At 62.8% G+C, this 21,824-nt stretch carries 21 protein-coding genes and 1 pseudogene; 10 read left to right on the top strand and 12 right to left on the bottom strand.

The window, feature by feature from the left end:
* Positions 1 to 78: 78 nt before the first annotated feature.
* Positions 79 to 1,053: a threonine ammonia-lyase gene (locus J5286_RS18430; RefSeq protein WP_209191612.1), complete on the bottom strand. Its 975-nt coding sequence runs from the start codon at positions 1,051 to 1,053 to the stop codon at positions 79 to 81.
* A 70-nt stretch (positions 1,054 to 1,123) separates the two neighbouring features.
* Complete coding sequence (locus J5286_RS18425; RefSeq protein ID WP_209191611.1) at positions 1,124 to 2,233, bottom strand: helix-turn-helix domain-containing protein; 1,110 nt, start codon at positions 2,231 to 2,233, stop codon at positions 1,124 to 1,126.
* A 29-nt stretch (positions 2,234 to 2,262) separates the two neighbouring features.
* Here J5286_RS18425 and J5286_RS18420 point away from each other — a divergent pair, with 29 nt between their 5' ends.
* A complete protein-coding gene (locus J5286_RS18420) occupies positions 2,263 to 3,099 on the top strand; it encodes a hypothetical protein (RefSeq protein ID WP_245206241.1) in 837 nt (278 codons plus the stop codon).
* Positions 3,100 to 3,109: 10 nt separating this feature from the next.
* Here the strand turns inward: J5286_RS18420 and ggt are convergent.
* The 7 genes and pseudogenes from ggt to J5286_RS18385 form a co-directional block, all read right to left on the bottom strand.
* Positions 3,110 to 4,855, bottom strand: a pseudogene (ggt, locus tag J5286_RS18415) (gamma-glutamyltransferase).
* A 72-nt stretch (positions 4,856 to 4,927) separates the two neighbouring features.
* Positions 4,928 to 6,004: an alpha/beta fold hydrolase gene (locus J5286_RS18410; RefSeq protein WP_209191610.1), complete on the bottom strand. Its 1,077-nt coding sequence runs from the start codon at positions 6,002 to 6,004 to the stop codon at positions 4,928 to 4,930.
* A 105-nt stretch (positions 6,005 to 6,109) separates the two neighbouring features.
* The gene (locus J5286_RS18405) at positions 6,110 to 6,742 is read right to left on the bottom strand and encodes a tetratricopeptide repeat protein (RefSeq protein ID WP_018899710.1); all 633 of its coding nucleotides are present in this window, start codon (positions 6,740 to 6,742) and stop codon (positions 6,110 to 6,112) included.
* A 107-nt stretch (positions 6,743 to 6,849) separates the two neighbouring features.
* The gene (gene ykgO, locus J5286_RS18400; protein WP_003566454.1) at positions 6,850 to 6,975 is read right to left on the bottom strand and encodes a type B 50S ribosomal protein L36; all 126 of its coding nucleotides are present in this window, start codon (positions 6,973 to 6,975) and stop codon (positions 6,850 to 6,852) included.
* Positions 6,976 to 7,152: 177 nt separating this feature from the next.
* Entirely contained in the window at positions 7,153 to 8,214 is a 1,062-nt protein-coding gene (locus tag J5286_RS18395; RefSeq protein WP_209191609.1) for a 5-(carboxyamino)imidazole ribonucleotide synthase, read from the bottom strand.
* Entirely contained in the window at positions 8,211 to 8,705 is a 495-nt protein-coding gene (purE, locus tag J5286_RS18390) for a 5-(carboxyamino)imidazole ribonucleotide mutase (RefSeq protein WP_018899708.1), read from the bottom strand. Before purE ends, J5286_RS18395 begins: the two co-directional genes overlap by 4 nt.
* A gap of 15 nt (positions 8,706 to 8,720) precedes the next feature.
* Positions 8,721 to 8,924, bottom strand: coding sequence for a YdcH family protein (locus J5286_RS18385; protein ID WP_018899707.1), 204 nt, complete (start codon positions 8,922 to 8,924; stop codon positions 8,721 to 8,723).
* A 229-nt stretch (positions 8,925 to 9,153) separates the two neighbouring features.
* Here J5286_RS18385 and J5286_RS18380 point away from each other — a divergent pair, with 229 nt between their 5' ends.
* Positions 9,154 to 9,327 (top strand): YdcH family protein, encoded by a 174-nt coding sequence (locus tag J5286_RS18380; RefSeq protein WP_018899706.1) that lies wholly within the window; start codon positions 9,154 to 9,156, stop codon positions 9,325 to 9,327.
* Between the two features lie 155 nt (positions 9,328 to 9,482).
* On the opposite strand, the gene J5286_RS18375 is transcribed toward J5286_RS18380, so the two are convergent.
* Together J5286_RS18375 and J5286_RS18370 are read right to left on the bottom strand one after the other, a co-directional pair.
* On the bottom strand, positions 9,483 to 9,743 hold the full coding sequence (locus J5286_RS18375; protein WP_018899705.1) for an ArsR/SmtB family transcription factor: 261 nt from the start codon (positions 9,741 to 9,743) through the stop codon (positions 9,483 to 9,485).
* 68 nt (positions 9,744 to 9,811) lie between these two features.
* A complete protein-coding gene (locus J5286_RS18370; protein ID WP_209191608.1) occupies positions 9,812 to 10,576 on the bottom strand; it encodes a sulfite exporter TauE/SafE family protein in 765 nt (254 codons plus the stop codon).
* A 107-nt stretch (positions 10,577 to 10,683) separates the two neighbouring features.
* On the opposite strand from J5286_RS18370, the gene J5286_RS18365 reads away from it, so the two are divergent.
* Together J5286_RS18365 and J5286_RS18360 are read left to right on the top strand one after the other, a co-directional pair.
* Positions 10,684 to 11,337: a thiamine phosphate synthase gene (locus tag J5286_RS18365; protein ID WP_209191607.1), complete on the top strand. Its 654-nt coding sequence runs from the start codon at positions 10,684 to 10,686 to the stop codon at positions 11,335 to 11,337.
* 10 nt (positions 11,338 to 11,347) lie between these two features.
* Positions 11,348 to 12,430 carry a tetratricopeptide repeat protein gene (locus J5286_RS18360; RefSeq protein ID WP_209191606.1) on the top strand — a complete coding sequence of 361 codons (1,083 nt, stop codon included), beginning with the start codon at positions 11,348 to 11,350 and terminating at the stop codon, positions 12,428 to 12,430.
* 15 nt (positions 12,431 to 12,445) lie between these two features.
* On the opposite strand, the gene J5286_RS18355 is transcribed toward J5286_RS18360, so the two are convergent.
* Positions 12,446 to 14,182 carry a methyl-accepting chemotaxis protein gene (locus tag J5286_RS18355; RefSeq protein WP_209191605.1) on the bottom strand — a complete coding sequence of 579 codons (1,737 nt, stop codon included), beginning with the start codon at positions 14,180 to 14,182 and terminating at the stop codon, positions 12,446 to 12,448.
* Positions 14,183 to 14,526: 344 nt separating this feature from the next.
* Here J5286_RS18355 and J5286_RS18350 point away from each other — a divergent pair, with 344 nt between their 5' ends.
* From J5286_RS18350 to J5286_RS18325, 6 genes are all read left to right on the top strand, one after another.
* Positions 14,527 to 14,856 (top strand): STAS domain-containing protein, encoded by a 330-nt coding sequence (locus J5286_RS18350; protein ID WP_018899700.1) that lies wholly within the window; start codon positions 14,527 to 14,529, stop codon positions 14,854 to 14,856.
* Entirely contained in the window at positions 14,853 to 15,221 is a 369-nt protein-coding gene (locus J5286_RS18345) for a response regulator (RefSeq protein WP_018899699.1), read from the top strand. Before J5286_RS18350 ends, J5286_RS18345 begins: the two co-directional genes overlap by 4 nt.
* Positions 15,218 to 17,293, top strand: a complete 2,076-nt coding sequence (locus J5286_RS18340) for a chemotaxis protein CheA (protein WP_209191604.1) — start codon at positions 15,218 to 15,220, stop codon at positions 17,291 to 17,293. Before J5286_RS18345 ends, J5286_RS18340 begins: the two co-directional genes overlap by 4 nt.
* Positions 17,290 to 17,790 (top strand): chemotaxis protein CheW, encoded by a 501-nt coding sequence (locus J5286_RS18335; RefSeq protein ID WP_047509429.1) that lies wholly within the window; start codon positions 17,290 to 17,292, stop codon positions 17,788 to 17,790. The genes J5286_RS18340 and J5286_RS18335 overlap by 4 nt, the downstream gene beginning before the upstream one ends.
* 30 nt (positions 17,791 to 17,820) lie before the next feature.
* Complete coding sequence (locus J5286_RS18330) at positions 17,821 to 19,512, top strand: methyl-accepting chemotaxis protein (protein WP_209191603.1); 1,692 nt, start codon at positions 17,821 to 17,823, stop codon at positions 19,510 to 19,512.
* Between the two features lie 303 nt (positions 19,513 to 19,815).
* Complete coding sequence (locus J5286_RS18325; protein ID WP_511458255.1) at positions 19,816 to 21,654, top strand: methyl-accepting chemotaxis protein; 1,839 nt, start codon at positions 19,816 to 19,818, stop codon at positions 21,652 to 21,654.
* The last annotated feature ends 170 nt before the right edge of the window (positions 21,655 to 21,824 follow it).

The following is a 21,824-nucleotide window of genomic DNA, read 5'->3' as shown; positions in this document are numbered from 1 at the left end:
CTCGGTCTTGGAGCCGGCTACAGCACCCGCCGAGCTCTCGGTCTCGCAGCGACATCCCGCAACACCGACCTCGCGATCCTACCCCCGCAACGCCAGCGCCCGGCCAAACATCTCGTCATCGACATTGCCGCCCGAGGTCACCACGATCGCGGCATCCTCCTGCAACTGCTCGCCATGAAACAGCGCGGCGGCCAGCGCGACCGCACCGCCGGGTTCGACGACGATCTTCAGGCGGGTGAAGGCCAGCGCCATGGCGCGGAGCGCTTCCTCGTCGGTGACGACGAGGCCGGGGCCGGCGAGGCGTTTGAGGATCGGGAAGGTGATGTTGCCGGGCTGCGGGGTGATGATGGCGTCGCAGATCGAGCCTGATAGCGTGGCATTTCGCTCGATCTTGCCCGAGGCCAGCGAGCGGGTGGTGTCGTCGAAGCCTTCGGGCTCGCAGGGGCGGACGCGGAAGCTTGGCGTGCGGGCTTCGAGCGCCAGCGCGATGCCCGAGGTCAGGCCGCCACCGCCGCAGGGAACCAGCACTTCGGCTGCGGTCACGCCTTCCTCTTCCGCCTGTTCGGCGATCTCCAGCCCGGTCGTGCCCTGGCCGGCGATGACCTGCGGTTCGTCGAAGGGCTTGATCAGCGTCAGGCGGCGCTCTTCCGAGAGGCGCGCGCCGATCGCGTCGCGGTCTTCGGTGGCGCGGTCGTAGAGCACGACCTCGGCGCCGAGCGCGCGGGTATTTGATATCTTCAGCTTCGGGGCGTCGGAGGGCATGATGATGACGGAGGGGACGCCGTGCAGCTTGGCGGCAAGGGCGACGCCCTGCGCGTGGTTGCCGGAAGAGAACGCGATGACGCCGCGGGCGCGCACGTCTGGCTCCAGTGCCGAGACGGCCGACCAGCCACCGCGAAACTTGAAGGAGCCGGTGTGCTGCAGGCATTCGGCCTTGATGAACAGCCGGCGCCCGGCGATCTCATCGAGAAACGGAGAGGAAAGAAGCGGGGTGCGGCGGGCATGTCCACGCAGGCGGGCGCGGGCGGCGACGATCATTTCAATGCTGACCATGGAAAGCTCTTTCGGATGATGATGCCGTCATGAATAGGACGCGGCCTTCGCGTTGTGAACGGCTGCTTTGTCACGGTGACATGAAAAGCGGCTCTTGCGGCGCTGGCAGGAATTCCGGTTCCGGTGCGGGCTTTGGGCTGACCGGCCGGGTCTGGTGGTGCCGGCGGTATTCCGTGGGGCTTGTGGCGGTGACGCGCAGGAATTCGCGGTTGAAATTCGACTTGCTGATGAAGCCGCAGTCGAACATCAGCCGGGTTACCGGCTCATCGGTCGTTTCCAGCATCTGGTAGGCGGCGCGGATGCGGAAGTCGTTGACATATTGGGAGACGCTCGCCCCGTGCACGCGGTTGACCGCGATCGATACGCGCCGCGCGGGCAGGTTCATCCGGCGGGCGATGCGGCCGAGATTGAGCTCGGGGTCGCGGTAGAGTTCGCGCGATTGCATGAGTTGGTCCAGCGAGCGGGCGATGGCGCCGTCTTCCTCGGTCGGGCCGGATGTCGGCGAGGGGGCCGGTGGCTGTGGCTGCGGCGAATGCGCGGGTTCTGTGGACTGGCTGCTGCTGGCGATGGCAGCGGCGGTGCCGAGTGCCAGCAGCGAGATGACATTGCCGATCGCGACCACGGCGCCGGCGTGAGCGCCGCCGGTTCGATGGAAATCGAAGCTGATGACGATATCGGCGGTGGCGGAGGCAAGGAGCGCCGCGGCGGTAATCAGCAGCGAGCGGTAGGAGAGGAGCGCGCCGTCGAGCCGCGAGGAAACAAGCCCGTCTGGGCCGTGTCGGGCGAGCCAGATGAGGGCGGCGCCATAGGCCGTGAAGGTGGCGGTGATGAAGATGCCGACGGGGCCGCGCCAGAAGATCATCAGCAGAAGGACGATGGCGGCGGGCAGGAGATGCGGCGCAAGGCGCAGCCAGGAGAGGGTGTTGTCGCGCGCGAGGTTGCTGAAGCTGATCCAGGCGAAGGCGGCGATCAGGGCGGCGAGCACCGCCTGGCCGGGCATCAGGGCGATGATGTCATAGCCCCAGCGCAGGCCGAGCAGCACCGATTGCAGCGCGTAGAGCCCGATCAGGATGAGGAAGGGCCGCCGCTCGGGCGCCAGGCCATCGCTTTGCCTGACCATCCGGACAAGCAGGATCGCGAGCAGCAAGGTGACGACGAAGGGCAGCGGCACGAAGATCATGGGTGCGGATCCAGCAACAGAAGAGTGATATGAGCACGACAATGACCTCGATCGCAATCTCGGGCGACCCGGATCGCGATCGAGGTCTCGATTTCCTGTGGTCTCAGCGACCTTGGGTCAGCCGCTCGATGGGAGCGGTGTCACGCAAGGAGACTGCCATGATGATCATCCTAACCATACCTCTGCTCCTGTTCACGCTGGTTTCAAGCTATGCCGATGGCTGGCGGACGGGAGAGACGATCGACGTCTCGGCGATCCGCTCGATCGTCATAACAGGTGACGCCAGCTCGATCCGGATCAGCGCCAATTCAGATGAGCCCTATCGGGCCGAGACGCGGGGGCGGCGCGATGGCTGGTTCAGCCGCTGGTATTCGAGCTGGTTCTTCAGCGGTTGCGAGGACCAGAGCCGGATGGTGATCGATGGGACGACGCTTTCGATCGCGGTCGCCTCTACGAAATGGTTCGATCTCTCCGATTGCTCGCCCGAAGTCGTCGCTAACATCCCGCCGGGCGGGTCGATCGACGTCAACCAGCAGGCTGTCATGGCTCGGTTCGACGGGGAGTTTGCGAAGCTCGGCCTATCGAGCAAGGCGGCCGACGTGACACTGCAGGGTCATGCTTCGAACGTCGCCATCGACAGCGCCGCGCTGCGGGCGCATCTGACTTACGACAAGCTCAATGCCGACGAGACGATCGACGTGAAGGCGCATTCGGTGGACAGCTATCTCGACTTCGGCAAGGACGTGCCCGTCGATTATACCGTCACCGCCAAGGCGTCGCTGATCGATAGCCCCCGGCCGAGCGTGGTCGGCGCCAAGCCGGTGGTCACGATCCAGGCCGAGTATGCGCATACGACGATCCGCTGATGAGTGTGCTCTAATAGCCGCCGGCCGAGCCCTCGGCCGAGCGGCTGTCCATGGCGCCGTTGTAGCGGGCGCCGCCGCCTTTCTCGATATCTTTCAGGCTCTTGCCGCCGACGAGGATGCCGGCGGCCTGGCCCCAGACGGGCGTGCCGCTGCCGTCGTCCATGGTGTGGCCCATCGCGATCAGCGCGCGGATCGTGTCGGGCGACAGGGCTTAGGGTTCGAAATAGATCTTGTCGGGCTGCCACTGGTGATGGATGCGCGGGGCGTTGACGGCCTGGCTGATGTCCATGCCGAAATCGACGACATTCAGAATGGCTTCCAGCGTAATCGTGATGATGCGCGAGCCGCCGGGGCTGCCGATCACCATGAAGGGCTTGCCGTCCTTGGTAACGATGGTGGGGCTCATCGACGAGAGCGGCGTCTTCCTGGGCGCGATGGCGTTGGCTTCGCCCTGGACGAGGCCGTAGAGATTGGGGACGCCGGGCTTGGAGGTGAAGTCGTCCATCTCGTTGTTGAGAAGGATGCCGGTGCCGGGCGCCACGACGCCGGCGCCGAAGTTGCCGTTCAGCGTGTAGGTGACGGCGACCGCGTTGCCCTCGTCGTCGATGATCGAGTAATGCGTGGTCTCGGTGCTTTCCTTGGCGCCGAGCGGCTTCAGGTCGGCGGAGGTGCCTGACTTGTTGATGTCGATCTTGGCGCGGATAGCCTTGGCGTAGCTCTTGTCGAGAAGGGTCGTGACCGGGTTGTCGACGAAATCCGGGTCGCCGAGGGCGGCGTTGCGGTCGACATAGGCGTAACGCATGGCCTCGGTCATGAGGTGCACGGTCTCGGCCGAGCCGTAGCCGAGGAAGGAGAGTGGATAGCCTTCCAGGATATTCAGGATCTCGCAGATGATGACGCCGCCGGAGGAGGGCGGGGGCGAGGAGATGATGTCATAGCCGCGATAGCTGCATTCCACCGGCTTCAGCTCGCGCACCTGATATTGCTCGAAGTCTTCTTTCGCGAGAATGCCGCCCTTGACCTGGCTCGCTTTCACGATCGCATCCGCCGGCATGCCCTTGTAGAAGGCGTCGGTGCCCTTGTCGGAGATGCTCGACAGCACTGAGGCGAGCTCCGGCTGCACCAGCTTTTCGCCCGAGGTGAAGAGCTTGCCGTCGGGCTTGAGGAAGATCTTGGCGGCGGCCTCGTCCTTGGCCAGCCGCTTGGCGCTGCCTTCGAGCGAGGCCACGTCGCCCTGCTCAAGCGTGAAGCCATCCTTGGCGTAGCGGATGGCGGGGGCGATGAGATCCTGGCGCGACTTGGTGCCGTATTTCTCGCGGGCGGTCTCGAAGCCCATGACGGAGCCGGGCACGCCGACGGCCAGATAGCCGTCGAGGCTGGCGCGGGGGACGATATCGCCCTTGGCGTCAAGATACATGGTCTTGGTGGCGGCGATCGGCGCGCGCTCGCGGAAATCGAGGAAACTGGTTTTGCCGTCCTTCATGCGGATCGTCATGAAGCCACCGCCGCCGATGTTGCCGGCGGTCGGATAGACCACGGCGAGCGCATAGCCGACGGCAACCGCCGCATCCACGGCATTGCCGCCGCTCTTCAGCACGTCGACGCCGACATCGGTCGCCAGATGCTGGGCAGTGACGACCATGCCATGCTCGGCCTCGACCGGCGCGGGCGAGGCGGCAAGCGCCGGCGCGATTGGCGCCAGCGTCAGCGACAGGGCAGCGATGAAGGCTGCCGATTTCGTGTGAAGACGGTCCATGATGTTCCCCTCGTTGGACTGGCATGGGGAACATATGGGGTTGCAGGCGTGGCAGGCAATGCGCGGCGGGCGCTAAGTGGTGCCTTGCAGGTCTGGCGTTGCGACGGGCTTCGGCGCCGGCTGCGGAGCGCTCGGCATTCTGGCTTCCTCTGCTGAGGACATCGTGAGTCTTGCCTCGGCAATCCGTGCTGCGGCCTGCAGGTCGCGGTCGTGGCCTGACATCTTCTCCATTGCCGCGATGGCGACGTCGGTGGCGAGGTAGTCGGGCTTGTGGCCGACGCCCTTGATCTTGACGAGTTCGGAGCCGGCGATATCGCGGGCAAGGCCCTGCGAGTGCAGGTGCTCCCAGACGATGTCGTCGCTGTCGCCGGTGATGATGACAGTGGGTGCCGATATCTTGATATAGAGATGCGACTGCGTCTTGAAGTAATCGAGCAGGCGCACGAAGTCGGCGGCGTTGTTGTGGAAGGTGGCGGGGCGCAGCACCAGCGAGGGGCCGGTTTTCAGGATGTAGTCGGCCGGCCTTGGATTGGGGCGGAAGACGTTGAGGGTGCCGCGTTCGAGGCGCCGCAGGCCGAGCGGGACGACCAGTGCGTGGTTGAAGAGCCAACCGATCACCGGGGCTGTAGAGACGTGATAGTACCAGTCGATGCCGCCGGGCCACGGGTGCGTGGCGGGCGCAAGGAAGAGCAGGCCGGCCGTCTTTTCAGGATGACGGACGCCGAATGCGGCGGCGATGGCGCCGCCGAAGGAATGGCCGACGATAATCGCCTTGTCGATGCCGCGCTTTTCCATCAATGCGGCAATGGCGTCCGCCTGGCCTGAGGGCAGGGCGTTATCCGGTCCGCCGCGTTCGGAATAACCATGGCCGGGGCGGTCGACGAAGAGCATTTCGGCGCGGCCACGCAAGGGCTCGAGAAAGGCGCCGATCTGGTCGAGCAGGTTGCCGCTGGCGCCATGGATGAAGACCAGCGCCGGCAGGTCGGCGGTTTCGGGGCGCTCGATGTGGACGGCGTTCATGCGGTAGCCGCCAATGTCGGTCAGCTCGCCAATATTGGGATAGGCCTGCTCGAACTGGCGGGCCTTATAGGAGGAGTAGCCGATTGCTGCGGCTAGAGGGGCGAGGAGGGCGGAGACGAGGGTAAGCATGGTGCGACCTGCGGCAGGGACTAACGGACCATACGTTAGATTGGCTCGCGCGGTTCACCTTCAAGAGGGGCCGGGCAAGAGGGGAACCTGTCACACAGTAATATGTCAGGTGCGGCTGCCGGCGAGCTTTTCGGAGAGCGTGTTCAGCTGTTCCTGCGCATTGCGGTTGGCGGGGTAGATTTCGAGGAAGCGCTCCCATGCCTTCAGCGCCAGCTGGTCGTTGCCGCTGTCACCAAGGATAGAAGCCATGCCCGCAAGCGCGCCGAAATGGCGCGGCTCGATATCGAGCACATGTTCGATATCGGACATGGATTTGCGCATCGCGCCGTTGGTGTAGTTCAGCGTGGCGCGGCGGTTCCAGCTTTCGGAGTAGCCGGGCTTCAGCGCGATCGCCTGGTCGAGGAAATCGAGTGCTGCGCTGTTGCGCTTCTCCTCGATCGCCTTGTCGGCCCATTGCATCAGCAGGTTGACGGTAGCGCTGCCCGAATCGTTCCATTCGGCGCGAATCTCGTTGGCGATGTTATCCGCCTTGTCGGCGTCGCGTTCGCGCTTCAGTGCTGCAAAGAGCTGATCGAGATGTTCTTTGGGCGAGAGGTTCGCGGCCTGCTGCTCGACGATCTTTTCCTTGTCCCGCGCGGGTGCGGGTTCCTGCGCATGGGCAGGCAAGGCAACTGAGAGCAGGGCGAGGGAGAGCGGCAGTGCCGCGCAGGTCATGGCCAAAAAACGCATGGCGGGCATAATAGCCCGCCAACGCGAAAGATCAAAACACTTTAACGGGATCACAAAAGGACCCTTCCGGACAGGCTCAGGCGCGCAAGCGCTGCCGAGCCATCCGGCCAGCCAAATCAGCCCTGACGAGCCTTGAAGCGTGGGTTCAGCTTGTTGATGATGTAGATGCGGCCCTTGCGGCGAACCAGGCGGTTGTCACGGTGACGAGCCTTGAGCGACTTGAGCGAATTCTTGATCTTCATTGTTTTGATCCGCGATGTTGGGGGGAATTCACATTCGCCCGTATCTATTACATTCAAAAGCGCGCTCAGGGCGCGCTCTTCAGGTTGGGCGTGCAGATAACCCGGCCTCTTGTCTGTGTCAACCACGTGAAGGTGTTTTTCCCGTGGCAGTGGCCGGTTTTGTCAGGGGAAAACCCCTTATTTCCCCGCAAGTGTGGTGACGTGACCCATCTTGCGGCCGGGTCTCGATTCCGTCTTTCCATAGAGGTGAACCAGCGTGTCGCGCCGCTTCAGCCAGCCCGGAAGAGCAAGGATATCGTCGCCGATCAGGTTCTGCATCACGCAGTCGGAATGGCGGTCAGCGTTGCCGAGCGGCAGGCCCGCCACGGCGCGAATGTGCTGCTCGAACTGCGAGATCACGCAGGCCGCTTCCGTCCAGTGGCCGGAATTGTGCACGCGCGGCGCCATCTCGTTGGCGATCAGGCTGCCGTCGGCGAGCGCGAAGAACTCGATGCCGATGACGCCGACATAGCCGAGCGTCGACAGGATCTTCTCGGCGGCTTCGCGCGCGGCGGCGGCCGTGGCGTCGGTGATGGACGCCGGGACGGTCGATGTGTGCAGGATGCCGTTGCGGTGGACGTTTTCGGCAGGGTCGTAGCAGGCAACGCTGCCGTCGATGGCGCGGGCGGCGATGACAGAGATCTCGCGCTCGAAAGCCACGAAGCTCTCGAGGATCAGCGGAACGCTGCCGAGCTCGGCAAAGGCGCCATCGGCGCTATCTGATGTCGAGCGGAAGACTTTCTGTCCCTTGCCGTCGTAACCGAGGCGGCGCGTCTTCAAGACACCCTGGCCGCCGAAATCGGCGAGGGCTGCCTCGAGATCGACCTGGCTATCGACGGCGTGGAACCTTGCTGTCGGAATGCCGCAATCATTGATGAAGCGCTTTTCGACGAGACGGTCCTGGGCGGCTTCCAGCGCCTTCGGCGGCGGATAGACCGGCACGGTCTGCGCTAAGGCCTCGACTGCGGAGACGGGGACGTTCTCGAATTCGTAGGTGACGACGTCGCAGACGGTCGCCAGTTCTTCGAGTGCCGCGGGATCGTCATAGGCGGCGACGATCTGCCGGTTGGCGACCTGCGCTGCCGGGCAATCGGCCTGCGGCTCGAGAATGATGGTGCGGAAGTTCAGGCGGGCGGCAGCCATGGACAGCATGCGGCCAAGCTGGCCGCCGCCGATGATGCCGATCGTTGTCATGCTCATAGGTCGTCCATCGGGTATTCAGCGATCGCAGCACTTTGGCTCTCGCGCCATTCGTCAAGTCGGTCGGCAAGGTCTTCGTCCGACAGTGCCAGAACCGCGGCGGCAAGAAGTGCCGCATTGATGGCGCCGGCCTTGCCGATCGCCAGCGTTCCAACCGGGATGCCGCCGGGCATCTGAACGATCGACAACAGGCTGTCCTGGCCGGACATCGTCTTCGACTGCACGGGAACGCCGAAAACAGGAAGAGGGGTCATCGCGGCGGTCATGCCGGGAAGATGGGCGGCGCCACCGGCGCCGGCGATGATGACCTTGAAGCCTTCCGACTTCGCACCCTTGGCGAACTCGACCATGCGATCGGGCGTGCGATGTGCCGATATGATCCTGGCGTCATAGGGAATCTCGAGCGCCTCCAGCGTATCGGCGGCGTTCTTCATGGTCTCCCAATCGGACTGGCTTCCCATGATGATGGCAACGGTCGGTCTGTCTGTCATCGTCACGACACTTCCTTAGGCGATGATATCCGGGATGATCTGGTCTTCGAGCTTCGACAGCTTGTCCTTGATAACAAGCTTCTTTTTCTTCATGCGCTGAACGCGCAGCGCATCGCAGCCCGTCGCGATCATGGCGTTGATGGCGACATCGTAGTCCTCATGCTCCTGGCGCAGGCGCGCCACCATGAGCCTGACTTCCGCCTGTTCCTGATCCGGCATACGCATTCCCCATGATCGTCTTCAGACCTTCTCCGGCCTGTCGCTAATTTTTGCAAGCTCCTATCACCAAATAGCGGTAACGGCTAGTTAGTCTCGATCATGAATTTGCCACGCTCTCTCCTTGTTTTCGCCTTCGACAAGCCTTCAAAAATGTGTCACAGTTTGAGGGTTGACGCCTTGGATCTCCGGCGGTGTTGGCTGGAGAAAGGTAAGAGGAAGGAAGGGTCATATGACTGTTCAAGCTCATCTTGAATCACTCCAGAAGAAGCATGGCGCTCTCGAAGACGAGCTCCATTCTCTGATGGCATCCCCCTCCAGAGACGACCGTGAGGTTGCCGAGTGCAAGCGCAGGAAGCTGCGCATCAAAGACGAGATTGAGCGTCTCAAATCATCCGTACACTAAGCAGGATAGAACGTTACAGGGCGTGGTCGACGCGATTCAAAGGGTAAATATCGCAATATAACCAGTTGTTTAGTAGTTTGTCGCGTCCGTGGAATGTTCCTGCGCGCCGGTTGCCGAAAAGGTCGCAGCCGGCGCGTTTTCATGTCCTGATGGCGTTATGCCCAGAACTGATCCAGCCAGAGATTGAGCCTGTCGAAGCCGCGATTGTTGACCGCGTAGATGCGTTTCGTGCCATCGGCGGTGACCGAGACGAGGTCGCAATCGAGCAGGGCCTTGAGGTGCTGGGAGACGGCCGGACGACTGATCGGAAGGCCTTCGGCGAGCTCGTTGACGGTGCGCGGCGAGCGTCGCAATTCCTCCAGCAGGAAGCGCCGGTGAGGGTCGGCAATCGCAGTGAAAGGGTCCACGTTCGACATGGTGAAAAGCTACGTCAATCGGAGAATTTGGGCAAGCGAATTGTGCGCCGCAGCAAGGCCTTTAAGGCCTAAAATCCAAGGCCTTCGCGGGCGATCAGGACGGCCGCGATCAGCGCCATCGCATACATAAAGGGATAGAATATTTTCGGCTGCATGCGCTTCACGCACCAGGCGCCGGCGATGGTGGCGAGCGGCGCGAAGGGCAGCAGCGTGGCGGAGGCGGCGAGGTTATGAGTGTCGAGCTGGCCGAGCGCGAAATAGGGGATCAGCTTGACCGCGTTGAGGATGGCGAAGAAGCGGACGCTGGTGCCGGTAAATTCGCGCGGCGGCATCTGCAGCGGCAGCACGTAGATCTGGAACGGCGCGCCGCCGGCGTGTGCGACGAAGCTGCCATAGCCGGAAAAGGCGCCCCAGAGCGTTGCGCGTACCGGCCGCTGGCCATGCGGCGGCACGATCTTTCCTCTGCCGGGGCCGAAGTTGTTCCAGAAATAGCGCAGGCAAAAGAGGATGGTGACGATGCCGATGACGACGCGCAAGACGCTGCCGGGAACGAGTGCGGAGGTCGCCCAGCCGAGCGCGATGCCGGCTAGCGCGCCCGGGAGCATGATCTTCAGCGTCGTCCAATCGCCATGCTTGCGCCAGATGACGAGCGATATCATGTCCATGAAGATCAGGATCGGCAGGAGGATGGCGGCGGCCTGCACGGGGGAGACGACGAGAGCCAGAAAAGGCAATCCGATCAGCGACAAGGCGTCGCCCATACCGCCCTTCGCGAGGCCGACCAGAATTACGGCGGGAATGGCGGCGTAGTAAAATGACACGTCCATCGGCATGCTTTTGAAGTCCTCCCCTTGCCAGCCCGGTCTAACGGAATTACTCACACAAAACGAGTGCGGAGCTGCCGGCAAATGGCGAAATCCGCTGGAAATGGAAAGAGTTCATGAGCGAACCTGAAAACCGCTGCCGCCTGGTGCTGATCGTGCCCGATATCGCCGATGCCGAGGAGCAGGCGAAAATCGTCGGCGATGCGCTGAAGGGCGGTGATGTCGCCTCGATCATCCTGCCGCAATACGGGCTTGGTGACGGTGAGTTTCAGAAACATGCCGAAAAGATCGTGCCGCTGGCGCAGAACGCGGGTGCGGCGGCGCTGCTTGCCGGCGACAGCCGTGTCGTTGGCCGCACCAAGGCGGATGGCCTGCATATCACCGGCGGTGCGGCGGAGATTTCCGAGGCGGTGGAGAAATATGCCGACAAGCTGATCGTCGGCGGCGGCAATGCGGCCGACCGGCATCATGCGCTTGAGATCGGCGAGGAGCGGCCCGAGTATGTCTTCTTCGGCAAGCTCGAAGGCGACATCAAGCCGGAGGCGCATCCGAAGAACCTCGCGCTTGCCGAATGGTGGGCCTCGATGATCGAGATCCCGTGCATCGTCATGGGCGGCACCGATCCTGCTTCGGCGCTCGCTGTCGCCGAAAGCGGCGCGGAATTCGTGGCCATGCGTCTCGCCGTTTTCGGCGAGCCGGCGCGCGCGGCCCTGGTGGTTGCCGAAATCAACGCACTTCTTGACGAAAAAGCGCCACGGTTTGAGGGTTGATATCGCCCTCATGCCCATGCTGACACGCCATTTGCGCCTTTCCCTCCTTGCCGCCGCCACATATGTGGCGGTTTTCGCGCATGGCGCATCGGCCCAGCAGGTCGACAATATGGTCACGCGACCACTCACCGGCGCGCCTGAGACACTGAAATCAGGCCGCGCGCAGCCGGACGGGGTAACACCGTCCACCGGTGTCGGCGTGTTCGATCGCATGGGCGCGAAGCTGCCCGACCTGCCGCCTGAGAAGGACTACAAGGGCAAGGTCGACGATGCCTATGGCGCCTATCAGCGCGGCTACTATCTGACGGCGATGGGGATTGCGCTGCCGCGTGCGCAGCTCGGCGATCCGGCGGCGCAGACGCTGATGGGTGAACTGCTGGCCGATGGTCTCGGCGTCAAGCGCGACGCCAAGGCGGCTGCCTTCTGGTACGGAAAGGCGGCCGAGGGCGGCGATCCTGCGGCGATGTTCAAATACGCGCTCATCCTGATGGAAGGCCGCATCGTCAAACGCGACAAGACGCTTGCCGACACCTACATGCGCAAGGCGGCCGAAGCCGGCAATGCGTCGGCCGAGTTTAACTGGGGGCAGATCCTGGTCGCCGACAATCCCGGCGACAAGGGCCTGAAGCTGGCACTTCCGTTCTACGAGAAATCGGCAGAAAAGGGCGTCGCCGACGCGCAATACGCGGTGGCCGAGATTTACTCGTCGTTGCCCGATCTGCCGCCCGAGAAGAAGCAGCTTGCCCGCGAATGGATGGCGCGCGCCGCACATGCCGGTTTCGACACCGCGCAGCTCGATCTCGGCGTCTGGTTCGTCAACGGAACCAATGGCCCGCGCGATTTCGAGAAGGGTTTTCAGTGGCTGAGAATCGCCGCCAATGACGGCAACGTTGTTGCGCAGAACAAGCTGGCGCATCTCTATATCAACGCGCTCGGCACGAAGCCGGATCCTGTCGAGGCCGCCAAGTGGTATGTACTCTCGCGCCGTGCCGGTCTGCCCGACCCGGCGCTCGAGGATTTCTACCTCGGTATCGAGGAAGAGCAGCAGAAGGCGGGGATCGAAGCCGCCAACAAGTTCCGCCGCCTGCGCTGACCGCGCTACAACGTTTTAGAAGAGCGCGTCCTCGAACAGGTCTTCGTCGCTGGTCGCAGCACTTGCCGGCTCGGGCTCGACCGCTGCCGTCTCTTCAACCGCGGCGATGATGTCGCGGTGGACGTTGCGCTCCTGCACCATCGTGTAGAGCTTGAAGATCTTGCGATCGAGCGGGGCGATGGCTTCGGCCAAGTCCGAGATATCCGCGATCTCGGCGCCGGCGGCATCTTCCAGCGTATCGGCGCAGCCTGCCAGCACATCGCCGAGATCCTTCTGGAAATCCAGCGTTCCGATCAACAGGTTGATCTTGCCGGCGACCTCGCGGCCGTGTTCGGACAGTGTCTTCAGCTCGGCTTCCATCGTATCGGCGGCGGTGCGGATATCGGCGACGGCGGTCGTCAGGTTTTCGGCCAGGCCGCCTGATGCCGTCTCGCTCGATGGTGCCACGCGGCCGGCGGCTTCCTCCAGCGCAGGCAGGCCGTTGACGATGGCGTCGGCGCTGTCATCCAGCTTTCCGGCGAAGATGCGGAGCTCTGCCGTGACGACATTGATCGACTTGCCGGCTTCACCAAGCCGGCTGCAGCGCAGATTGGTGTTCAGCGCCATGTAATGGATGTCTGTCTTCACCGCCTTGATGTTGCCGATCGCTTCCAGAAGCTTGGCGGTGGTGTCGCGGGTCGACTGGCTGACCTGATCGGCCTTCAGGGTGACGGCGTCGACCTGCTTGACGATCTCATGGGCGGCCGAGACGCTGGATTCGAGCGCGCGGATGAAGTTGCCTTGGCCGCCGCCGCTCATTTGGTCGCGCAGCCGCATGATCTCCTGCGTGTCGTGGCCGAAGCTGGCGATCGTCTTCACGACGTTCTGGGAATCGCGGTGAAAATCGCGGCACATCTCGTTCATCTGCGCGGCCGTCAGGTGCTGGATGACGTTTTGCAGGCGTGCGCGGGCGTCGGCATCAAGGCCGCGTCCGTCCTCGCTGTCGAGGAATTCGTCGAGCAGGGTGAATGTGCTCTGCACATGCTCGATGCGCTGGCGGGTGATGTCGCCGATCTGCAGCGCCGACAGGGTCGAGGCGACCTTGCTCTGCACGCCTCTGGCGACCGCGCCGACGTCACGGGCGATAGCGGCGAGGTTCTGACGGTGTTCGGCGATCTTGCGGGCATCGCCATCAAGGGCGCTGGCCACGGCGGGAACCGTGTCGGCGTAGCTCTTGGAGACGTCGGTGCCGAAGGTCAGGGCGAGCTTGACTTCCTTTTCCAACTCCTCGATCCGGCCGGCGAAGCGGTTGACCTCGTCGGTGCCGGAATAGATGCGCTCGAGAATTTCCTGCGCGAAGCCGGCGAACTCGGCAAGGCCGGCGCCGGTGATCTTCACGGTAACGGCGAAGGTGCGCAGGTAGCGCATGGTTTCCTGCATGTCGGAGACGTGCCGGCGCAGCGAATATCCTGCTTCGGCGAGCGACGAAAGCGCGTCGCGGCGGGACTTTTCGGCGGTCGGAAGATCGCTGAGGCTCTTCACCGTTGAGCGCAGTTCCGCGCCGGCATCACCATTCTCGCCAGCATCAAGCGCCTTGGTGATGTTATCGAGCGAGCTCAACAGTCGGTTGAGGACGTCCATGACCGAAAGCAGGACGGTGCCGCCTTCGAGAAAGCGCTCCTCGACCTTGCTGTGCGCCGCTTCCAGTGTTTGGCTGATGGCTGATCCAGATGCCTGGAAAGCAGTTACAGCCGATGTCGCCCCGTTCGTCATTTTATTGTCCTTTACTTAAAACCTCAGCAAGGTTCGGGACTATTTTTACGGGCATCATGGAAACGAGGAGTAAACACGCCAGACTCGTCAGCGTTGTGCTTAACATAGCGTGAATTGCACGACGCCCGTTGCCGGCAAACGCTCATAATTTTAATAAGCATATGAATTTGTTTGCTTTTATAAACATGTTTGAGTGCTAATTATTATTTTTGTCAGGTGATATTTCAGGGAGTCGGGACTCGTCTCAATTGCATTTCGTTGCAACCTACTTTTACGTGTTGTTAAGCGTGCCGTGAGATTCCTCAAAGGGTTGAAAAAGTATTTCTCCGCCCTAGGAGGCCGAAGTGAGTGTGCGTGAACAGTATTCCGAGTCTATATCCCTGCCGGAAGTTCTGACGATCAGGAATATCTCGGATATCTTCTCGAAAATTGCGTCTTTATTTAAGAATAACAGTTCCGTTGTTCTCGATATTCCCGAAAAAGCTGAGGCCGACTTGAGTTTTGTGCAGCTGATCGAAGCTGTTCGCCGGCACGCTGAAACCAACGACAAAGCGCTCGCACTCGCGGCTCCCGCCCGCGGCCAAGTCCTGAAGGTGCTGGAGCGCGCCGGCTTCGTGGAAGCCTTCAACAGCGAAGATACAAAATTCTGGTTGCATGAAGAGGTAAAGCCATGAGCGCCAACATTCTCACCGTCGACGATTCCGCAAGCATTCGACTGACGACCAAGGTCACGCTGACCAATGCGGGCTACACCGTCAGCGAAGCGGCCGATGGCGCGCAGGGCCTGGCGGCTGCCAAGGCCGGCAATTACGACCTGATCATCACCGATCTCAACATGCCCGTGATGGACGGCCTGACGATGATCGAGGAGCTGCGCAAGCTGCCGGAACATACCGGCGTACCGATCATCTTCCTCACCACCGAATCCGACGCCGACCTCAAGGCCCGCGCCAAGGCGGCCGGCGCCACCGGTTGGCTGACCAAGCCGTTCGATCCGGAAAACCTGGTCAAGATCGCCAGGAAGGTGCTCGGCAGATGAGCTCTCTCGATCCTGTAGCGGTCTTTCGCACCGAGGCGGCCGAATGCCTCGAAGCCATCGAGACGGGTCTTCTCGATCTGACGCACAAGCTCGACGACAAGGACGTCGTCGATGCCGTCTTCCGTGGCCTTCACACGCTGAAGGGCTCGGGCTCGATGTTCGGCTTCGATGCGCTGGCCGCCTTCACGCATCATTGCGAAACGGCGTTCGACCGGGTTCGCAAGGGCGAGGTGCCGGCAACGGCCGAACTCGTCGCCGCCGTGCTTGCCGCTCAGGATCACATGCGTGCTCTCGTCGATCGGCCGGATGCCGATCACGGTGACACCGGCCAGCGGTTGCTGGCCCAGCTTCAGGCCGCCGTCGGCGAGACAGCGGGTGGCGTTGCCACTCCTGCTGTTCAATCGGCCCCGGTCGCCGCTTCCGCCGCTCCCGCCGCCAAGACCACCACCTGGCGCATCCGCTTCAGCCTTCCCTCGAATTCGATGGCGAACGGCACCAATCCGCTCGGCCTGCTCGACGAATTGCGTGACCTCGGCGAATGCAGCGTCAAGGCCAACCTCTCCGCCATTCCTGTCCTCGACGAGATGGTTCCGACCGATCTCTACGTCACCTGGGACGTCGTTCTCACCAGCGCGCAGGACCGCTCCGCGATCGACGACGTGTTCATCTTCGTCATGGACGACATGGAGCTCGAGGTCGAGGAGATCAGCGCTCCTGCCGCCCCGGAAGCCAAGGCTGAACCAGTTGCCGTCGTGTCAGAGGTCAAGGCTGAGCCAGTTGTCGCAGCGCCCGTCGCGGCTGCGCCTGCAGTTCTCGCCACACCCGAGTTCAAGCCTGTCGAGGCGGTGCCCGCCAAGCGCGAGAGCGCAGCACAGGCCGACCAGCGCCAGGCGAAGGCTGCCGAAAACGTTCGCGTTCCGGCCGAGCGTCTCGATGAACTGATGGACCGCGTCGGCGAGCTCGTCATCGCCCAGTCGCGCCTCAGCCAGCTGGCGAGCGCCAGCGCCGATATCGCGCTGCGCTCGGTGTCTGAGGAAATCGAGCGCCTGTCGGGTGAACTACGCGACACGATGATGGTGCTCCGCATGGTGCCGGTCGCGACGCTGTTTTCGCGCTTCCGCCGTCTCGTTCACGATCTCGCCCGCGAAACGGGCAAGGTGATCGAGCTGGTGACCGAGGGCGAAAGCACCGAGGTCGACAAGACCGTGATCGAGCGTCTCGCCGATCCGCTGGTGCATCTGGTGCGCAATTCGATCGACCACGGGTTGGAAACGCCGGCCGAGCGCCTGGCGGCAGGCAAGAGCGAAGCCGGCACGGTGACGCTGTCGGCACGCCAGGCCGGCGGCGAGGTGATCATCTCGATCAAGGACGACGGCCGCGGCATCAATCGAGATCGGGTCCGCGCCAAGGCGGAATCCTCCGGCCTCATCGCGCCCGGCCAGCCGCTCACCGATTCCGAGCTGCTGCAGCTGATCTTCGCGCCTGGTTTCTCGACGGCTGCGGCGATCACCAATCTTTCCGGTCGTGGCGTCGGCATGGATGTGGTCAAGAAGACGGTCGAGGCGCTGCGTGGCGCGATCGACATCACCAGCCTCAATGGTCAGGGTTCGGAAGTGTCGCTGCGCATTCCGCTGACACTTGCGATCATCGACGGCCTGCTCGTGCGGGTCGGCAATGGCAGCTACGTCATTCCGCTGTCGGCTGTCGAGGAGTGCCTGGAGCTGTCGCTGGAAGAGGACCTGCGTTCGCGCGGCCGCAGCTTCATCTCGCTGCGTGACAGCCTCGTGCCGTTCCTGAGACTTCGCGATCTCTTCCGCACCGGCACCAAGCCCGACGTGCACCAGAAGGTCGTGGTCATCTCCACCGGCACGGAGCGTGTCGGCTTGGTGGTCGACCAGATCATCGGCGATCACCAGACGGTCATCAAGTCGATGTCGAAGCTGCACAACGACGTGTCCACCTTCTCGGGCGCCACCATTCTCGGCGACGGCAGCGTCGCCCTCATTCTCGACGTCGGCCATCTCGTGGCCGCCGGTCAGCAACAGGAAACACAGATGCGGGTGGCAGGATGAGCGCGGCAGCCGAGAAGATCGACCATCATTGGAACTATGCCGACGAAGTCGAGGTCCTGACTTTCGACATGAACGGCGAGACCTTCGCGCTCGAAGCGGTCATCGTCCAGGAAATCCTGGACCTGCTACCCGAGACGGCGGTGCCGGGGGCGCAGCCCTTCGTCGCCAGCGTCATCAATTTTCGCGGCAAGGTCATTCCGCTGGCGGACCTTCGCCTGGCCTTCGGCATGGACGGCACGGAAGCGACGATCGACAGCCGCATCATTGTCATCGAGGTCGATCTCGATGGCGAGGCGACGCTGGTCGGCCTGCGTACAGACAAAGTGAACGAGGTGACGACGCTGGCACGGGCAGCCAGCGAACCGCCACCGAGCGTCGGCATGCGCTGGCGCGCCGACTACATCAACTGCCTGGTGAAGCGCGGGGGCGAGTTCATCATCCTGCCCAATCTGCAGGCACTGTTTTCTTCACGACACGAGACATCGACCGCCGTTTAGGCTGCGTCATCGAGGGGTAAGGGGTTAGAGATGCGATTGACGATCAAGACGAAACTGGTGTCGGCATTTGCCTTCATCATCCTCATGTTGCTGGGCACATCGACCTATTCGATCATCAGCCTCAGCGGTCTGAATGATTCCATCGGCGCCGTGCTGGCCGGCCCGGCGGCGCGCCTGGAACTGGCGCAGACCATCAACATCGGCCAGCTCGAAGCGATCCGGCAGCAGAAGAACCTGCTGATGGCCAAGGACGCGGCCGAAGTGAACAATTCCATCGCCAAGGGCGATGTCGGGCGCAAGGAATTCACGCAGGCGCTGGCATCGGTGCTGCAGATCGCTACCGAACAGGGCCGCCCGCGGTGGGAACAGGTTTCGGAGCTATCGAAGCAGTTCTTCCAGGCCGACGACCAAATCCGTGAATTCGTGAAGGCCGGTAACGCCGAAGCCGCCAACAACGTCTCCGTGACCACGGCACGTGCTGCGGCCAACCAGATCGATACGGCGCTTGCGGAAATCCTCAAGCTCGAGAAAGAGCGCATGAGCGTTGCCGATGATGATGCGGAAGCAAGCTATCAGGCGACCCGCCTGACGATGATCATCGCCGTCGTCGCTGCCTTCCTGTTTGCCGCCATCACCGCCTTCTGGATTGCAAGCACCATCTCCAAGGGCCTGAACCGCGCCAACAACGTGGTGCGCGAAGTCGCCGAGGGTGACCTCACGAAGATGGCCGAAATCACCAATCGCGACGAGATCGGCGAACTGCTGGGCAACGTCAACGTGATGATCGAGCGTCTTCGCGGTGTGGTCGGCGACGCGCTCTCGGCTTCCGAGAACGTCTCGGCCGGCAGCCAGGAACTCTCCGCCAGCTCCGAGCAGGTCTCGCAGGGCGCGACCGAGCAGGCGGCGTCGGCTGAAGAAGCTTCGGCTTCGATGGAAGAAATGGCCGCCAATATCAAGCAGAACGCCGATAACGCCGCGCAGACCGAGAAGATCGCTCGCCAGTCGGCCAAGGACGCGGAAGAAAGCGGCGCTGCCGTCAGCCGTGCCGTGGAAGCCATGCGCACCATCGCCGACAAGATCGTCATCGTACAGGAAATCGCACGCCAGACCGATCTGCTCGCACTCAACGCCGCCGTAGAGGCAGCGCGTGCCGGCGAACATGGCAAGGGCTTCGCGGTCGTGGCTTCCGAAGTTCGCAAGCTTGCCGAGCGCAGCCAGTCCGCCGCCGCCGAGATCAGCGCCATGTCTGGCGATACGGTCAAGGCCGCCAGCAATGCCGGCGATATGCTTGGCCGCCTGGTTCCCGATATCCGCAAGACAGCCGAGCTCGTCTCCGAGATCAGCGCCGCTTGCCGCGAGCAGGATATCGGTGCTGCCCAGATTAACGAAGCGATCCAGCAGCTCGACAAGGTGACGCAGCAGAACGCCGGTGCTTCCGAGCAGATGTCGGCGACCTCTGAAGAACTCGCGGCGCAGGCCGAGGAACTTCAGGCCTCGATCGCCTTCTTCAAGGTCGACGGCGCGGGCAGCAAGGTCGTCTTCAAGAAGCCTGCGGCCAAGCCGGCCGCCAAGGCTCCTGCCGCACGGCCGACCGTGGCCAGCAACAAGAACGTCAATACTCGCTCGGTCGCCGCCCAGCAGGCGCGTGCCAAGGGCTTTGCTCTCGACATGTCGATGGGAGGTCCTGACGCCAGCGACGACGATTTCCGCGAAAGCGCGTGATCAAGAAACATGTCGTGGCCGGATGACCGGCCACGACATCAAGACTGCCAACGAATGGATCGTTGGAGGCAAGGCGCGCGACAGCCGCCGGCCATGAGCGGATGCAAGCTCCCATCTTATTTCCGAAATCGCCTGGATGATCGGAATCCTCGCAGATCGCCACCGCGGTTTCACCCAGCGATTTTCAAAGGCCGGAGTTTTCACATGCGCATTACGCTCAAGCTCAAACTATCATTTGCTTTTTCACTGCTGATTTTGCTGATCATCGGCGCCGTTGGACTGGGTATCCATGGCCTGCAAACGATGAACACGCTGCGCAACGAGCTCCTGGAAGGTCCGGTAGAGCAGGATCATTACGCCAGCAGCCTGACATCCGCTTTCGATGGTCTTGGTCTTGCGGTGGGCGACCTGCTTGTCGCTGACAGGCCCGAATTCGTATCCCGGGCAAACGCCGCGATCGATGCGGAACGTGGGGCATTCGAAAAGGCGCTCGACGAGGGCGAGCATGACGCGCCGCCGGAATTCAAGGACGAGTGGAAGCAGATCCGCGAGTTCTGGACGGGGTATGTCGGGCTGAACGACCGCATTCGCGGCCTAATGACCTCGGGCCAGAAAGAGATGGGCCTGCAGCTCAACGAGACTGACGGTGTCGCCGCGCGCCAGAAGCTTGATGGCATGACCGCCGCGCTGACGGCGCTGACCAAGCAGGCTGTTGCCGACGCCGATGCGGTGGGAGACAAGACCTATGACACGACCTTCATGATGCTGTTGATCGTGGCGGGTGTCGCGCTCGTCATCGCCATCGGCGCGACCATCTGGATCGCAACGACGATCAGCTCGGGTCTGCGCAAGGTGAAGACGGTTGCCGACGCGGTGGCGATCGGCGATCTCAACCAGAACATTGAGATCAAGAGCAATGACGAGATCAAGGATCTCGTCGACACGATCAACGTGATGACCGCCAATCTGCGCCAGACAGCCGGAATTGCCGACCAGGTGGCGCAGGGCGACCTCTCCATCGATCCGCGCCCGCTTTCGGAGAAGGACGTTCTCGGCATCGCCATGAAGGACATGGTCACCAATCTGCGCGCCACGTCTGCGATCGCCGACCGTATCGCAAATGGCGACCTGACCGTTTCGCCGAAGCCGCTGTCGGACAAGGACACGCTCGGCATCGCGCTGGAGCAGATGGTCGAGCGGTTGCGCGGCGTCGTCGCCGATGCGCTTTCGGCTTCCGAAAACGTCTCCGCAGGCAGCCAGGAACTGTCCGCCAGCTCCGAGCAGGTGTCGCAGGGGGCGAGTGAACAGGCAGCGTCCGCCGAAGAGGCTTCGGCTTCGATGGAAGAGATGGCCGCCAACATCAAGCAGAACGCCGACAACGCCGCGCAGACCGAGAAGATCGCGCGCCAGTCGGCAAAGGATGCCGAGGAGAGCGGTGCGGCGGTTACCCGCGCCGTGATCGCCATGCGCACGATCGCCGACAAGATCGTAATCGTCCAGGAAATCGCACGCCAGACCGATTTGCTCGCACTCAACGCCGCCGTCGAGGCAGCGCGTGCCGGCGAGCATGGCAAGGGTTTTGCGGTGGTCGCTTCCGAGGTCCGTAAGCTTGCCGAGCGCAGCCAGTCGGCCGCAGCCGAGATCAGCGCCATGTCGGGCGATACGGTGAAGGTGGCGAGCGAAGCGGGCGACATGCTTGGTCGCTTGGTTCCTGACATTCGCAAGACCGCTGAGCTCGTCTCCGAGATCAGTGCTGCCTGCCGCGAACAGGATATTGGCGCCTCGCAGATCAATGAGGCGATCCAGCAGCTCGACAAGGTGACCCAGCAGAATGCCGGTGCCTCCGAGCAGATGTCTGCGACCTCCGAAGAGCTCGCGGCGCAGGCCGAGGAGCTTCAGGCCTCGATCGCCTTCTTCAAGGTCGACATGTCGGGCATGCGGGCAGGCGTCCGGACCGTTGCAGCCAAGCCCGCCGCGACACGGTCTGCCCAGGCCGGCGCCACCCGCCCGACGGCGGCTGGCAACAAGAATTTCAGCGTCCGCTCGGTCTCGGCCCAGCAGGCGCGCGCCAAGGGGTTTGCTCTCGACATGTCGATGGGTGGCCCTGACGCCGGCGGCGACGATTTTCTCGAAAGCGCTTGATTTAAGTTTCGTCGCACCGAGCCGGTAGCGCGGTGCGACAACCCGAAGTGTGAATACGTCGGTTGAAATATCCGGATTCCGGAGATCGCAGAAGGGTGGATGTACAGTCTTCCTGCGCCTGTCTTGCCACCATTTTCTCCAATGGCGGCGTCTTCAATACTGCGATTTCA

The organism is Rhizobium sp. 16-488-2b (genome assembly GCF_017741815.1).
Taxonomy (GTDB): domain Bacteria; phylum Pseudomonadota; class Alphaproteobacteria; order Rhizobiales; family Rhizobiaceae; genus Rhizobium.
This window is presented reverse-complemented; position numbering and strand designations above follow the sequence as displayed.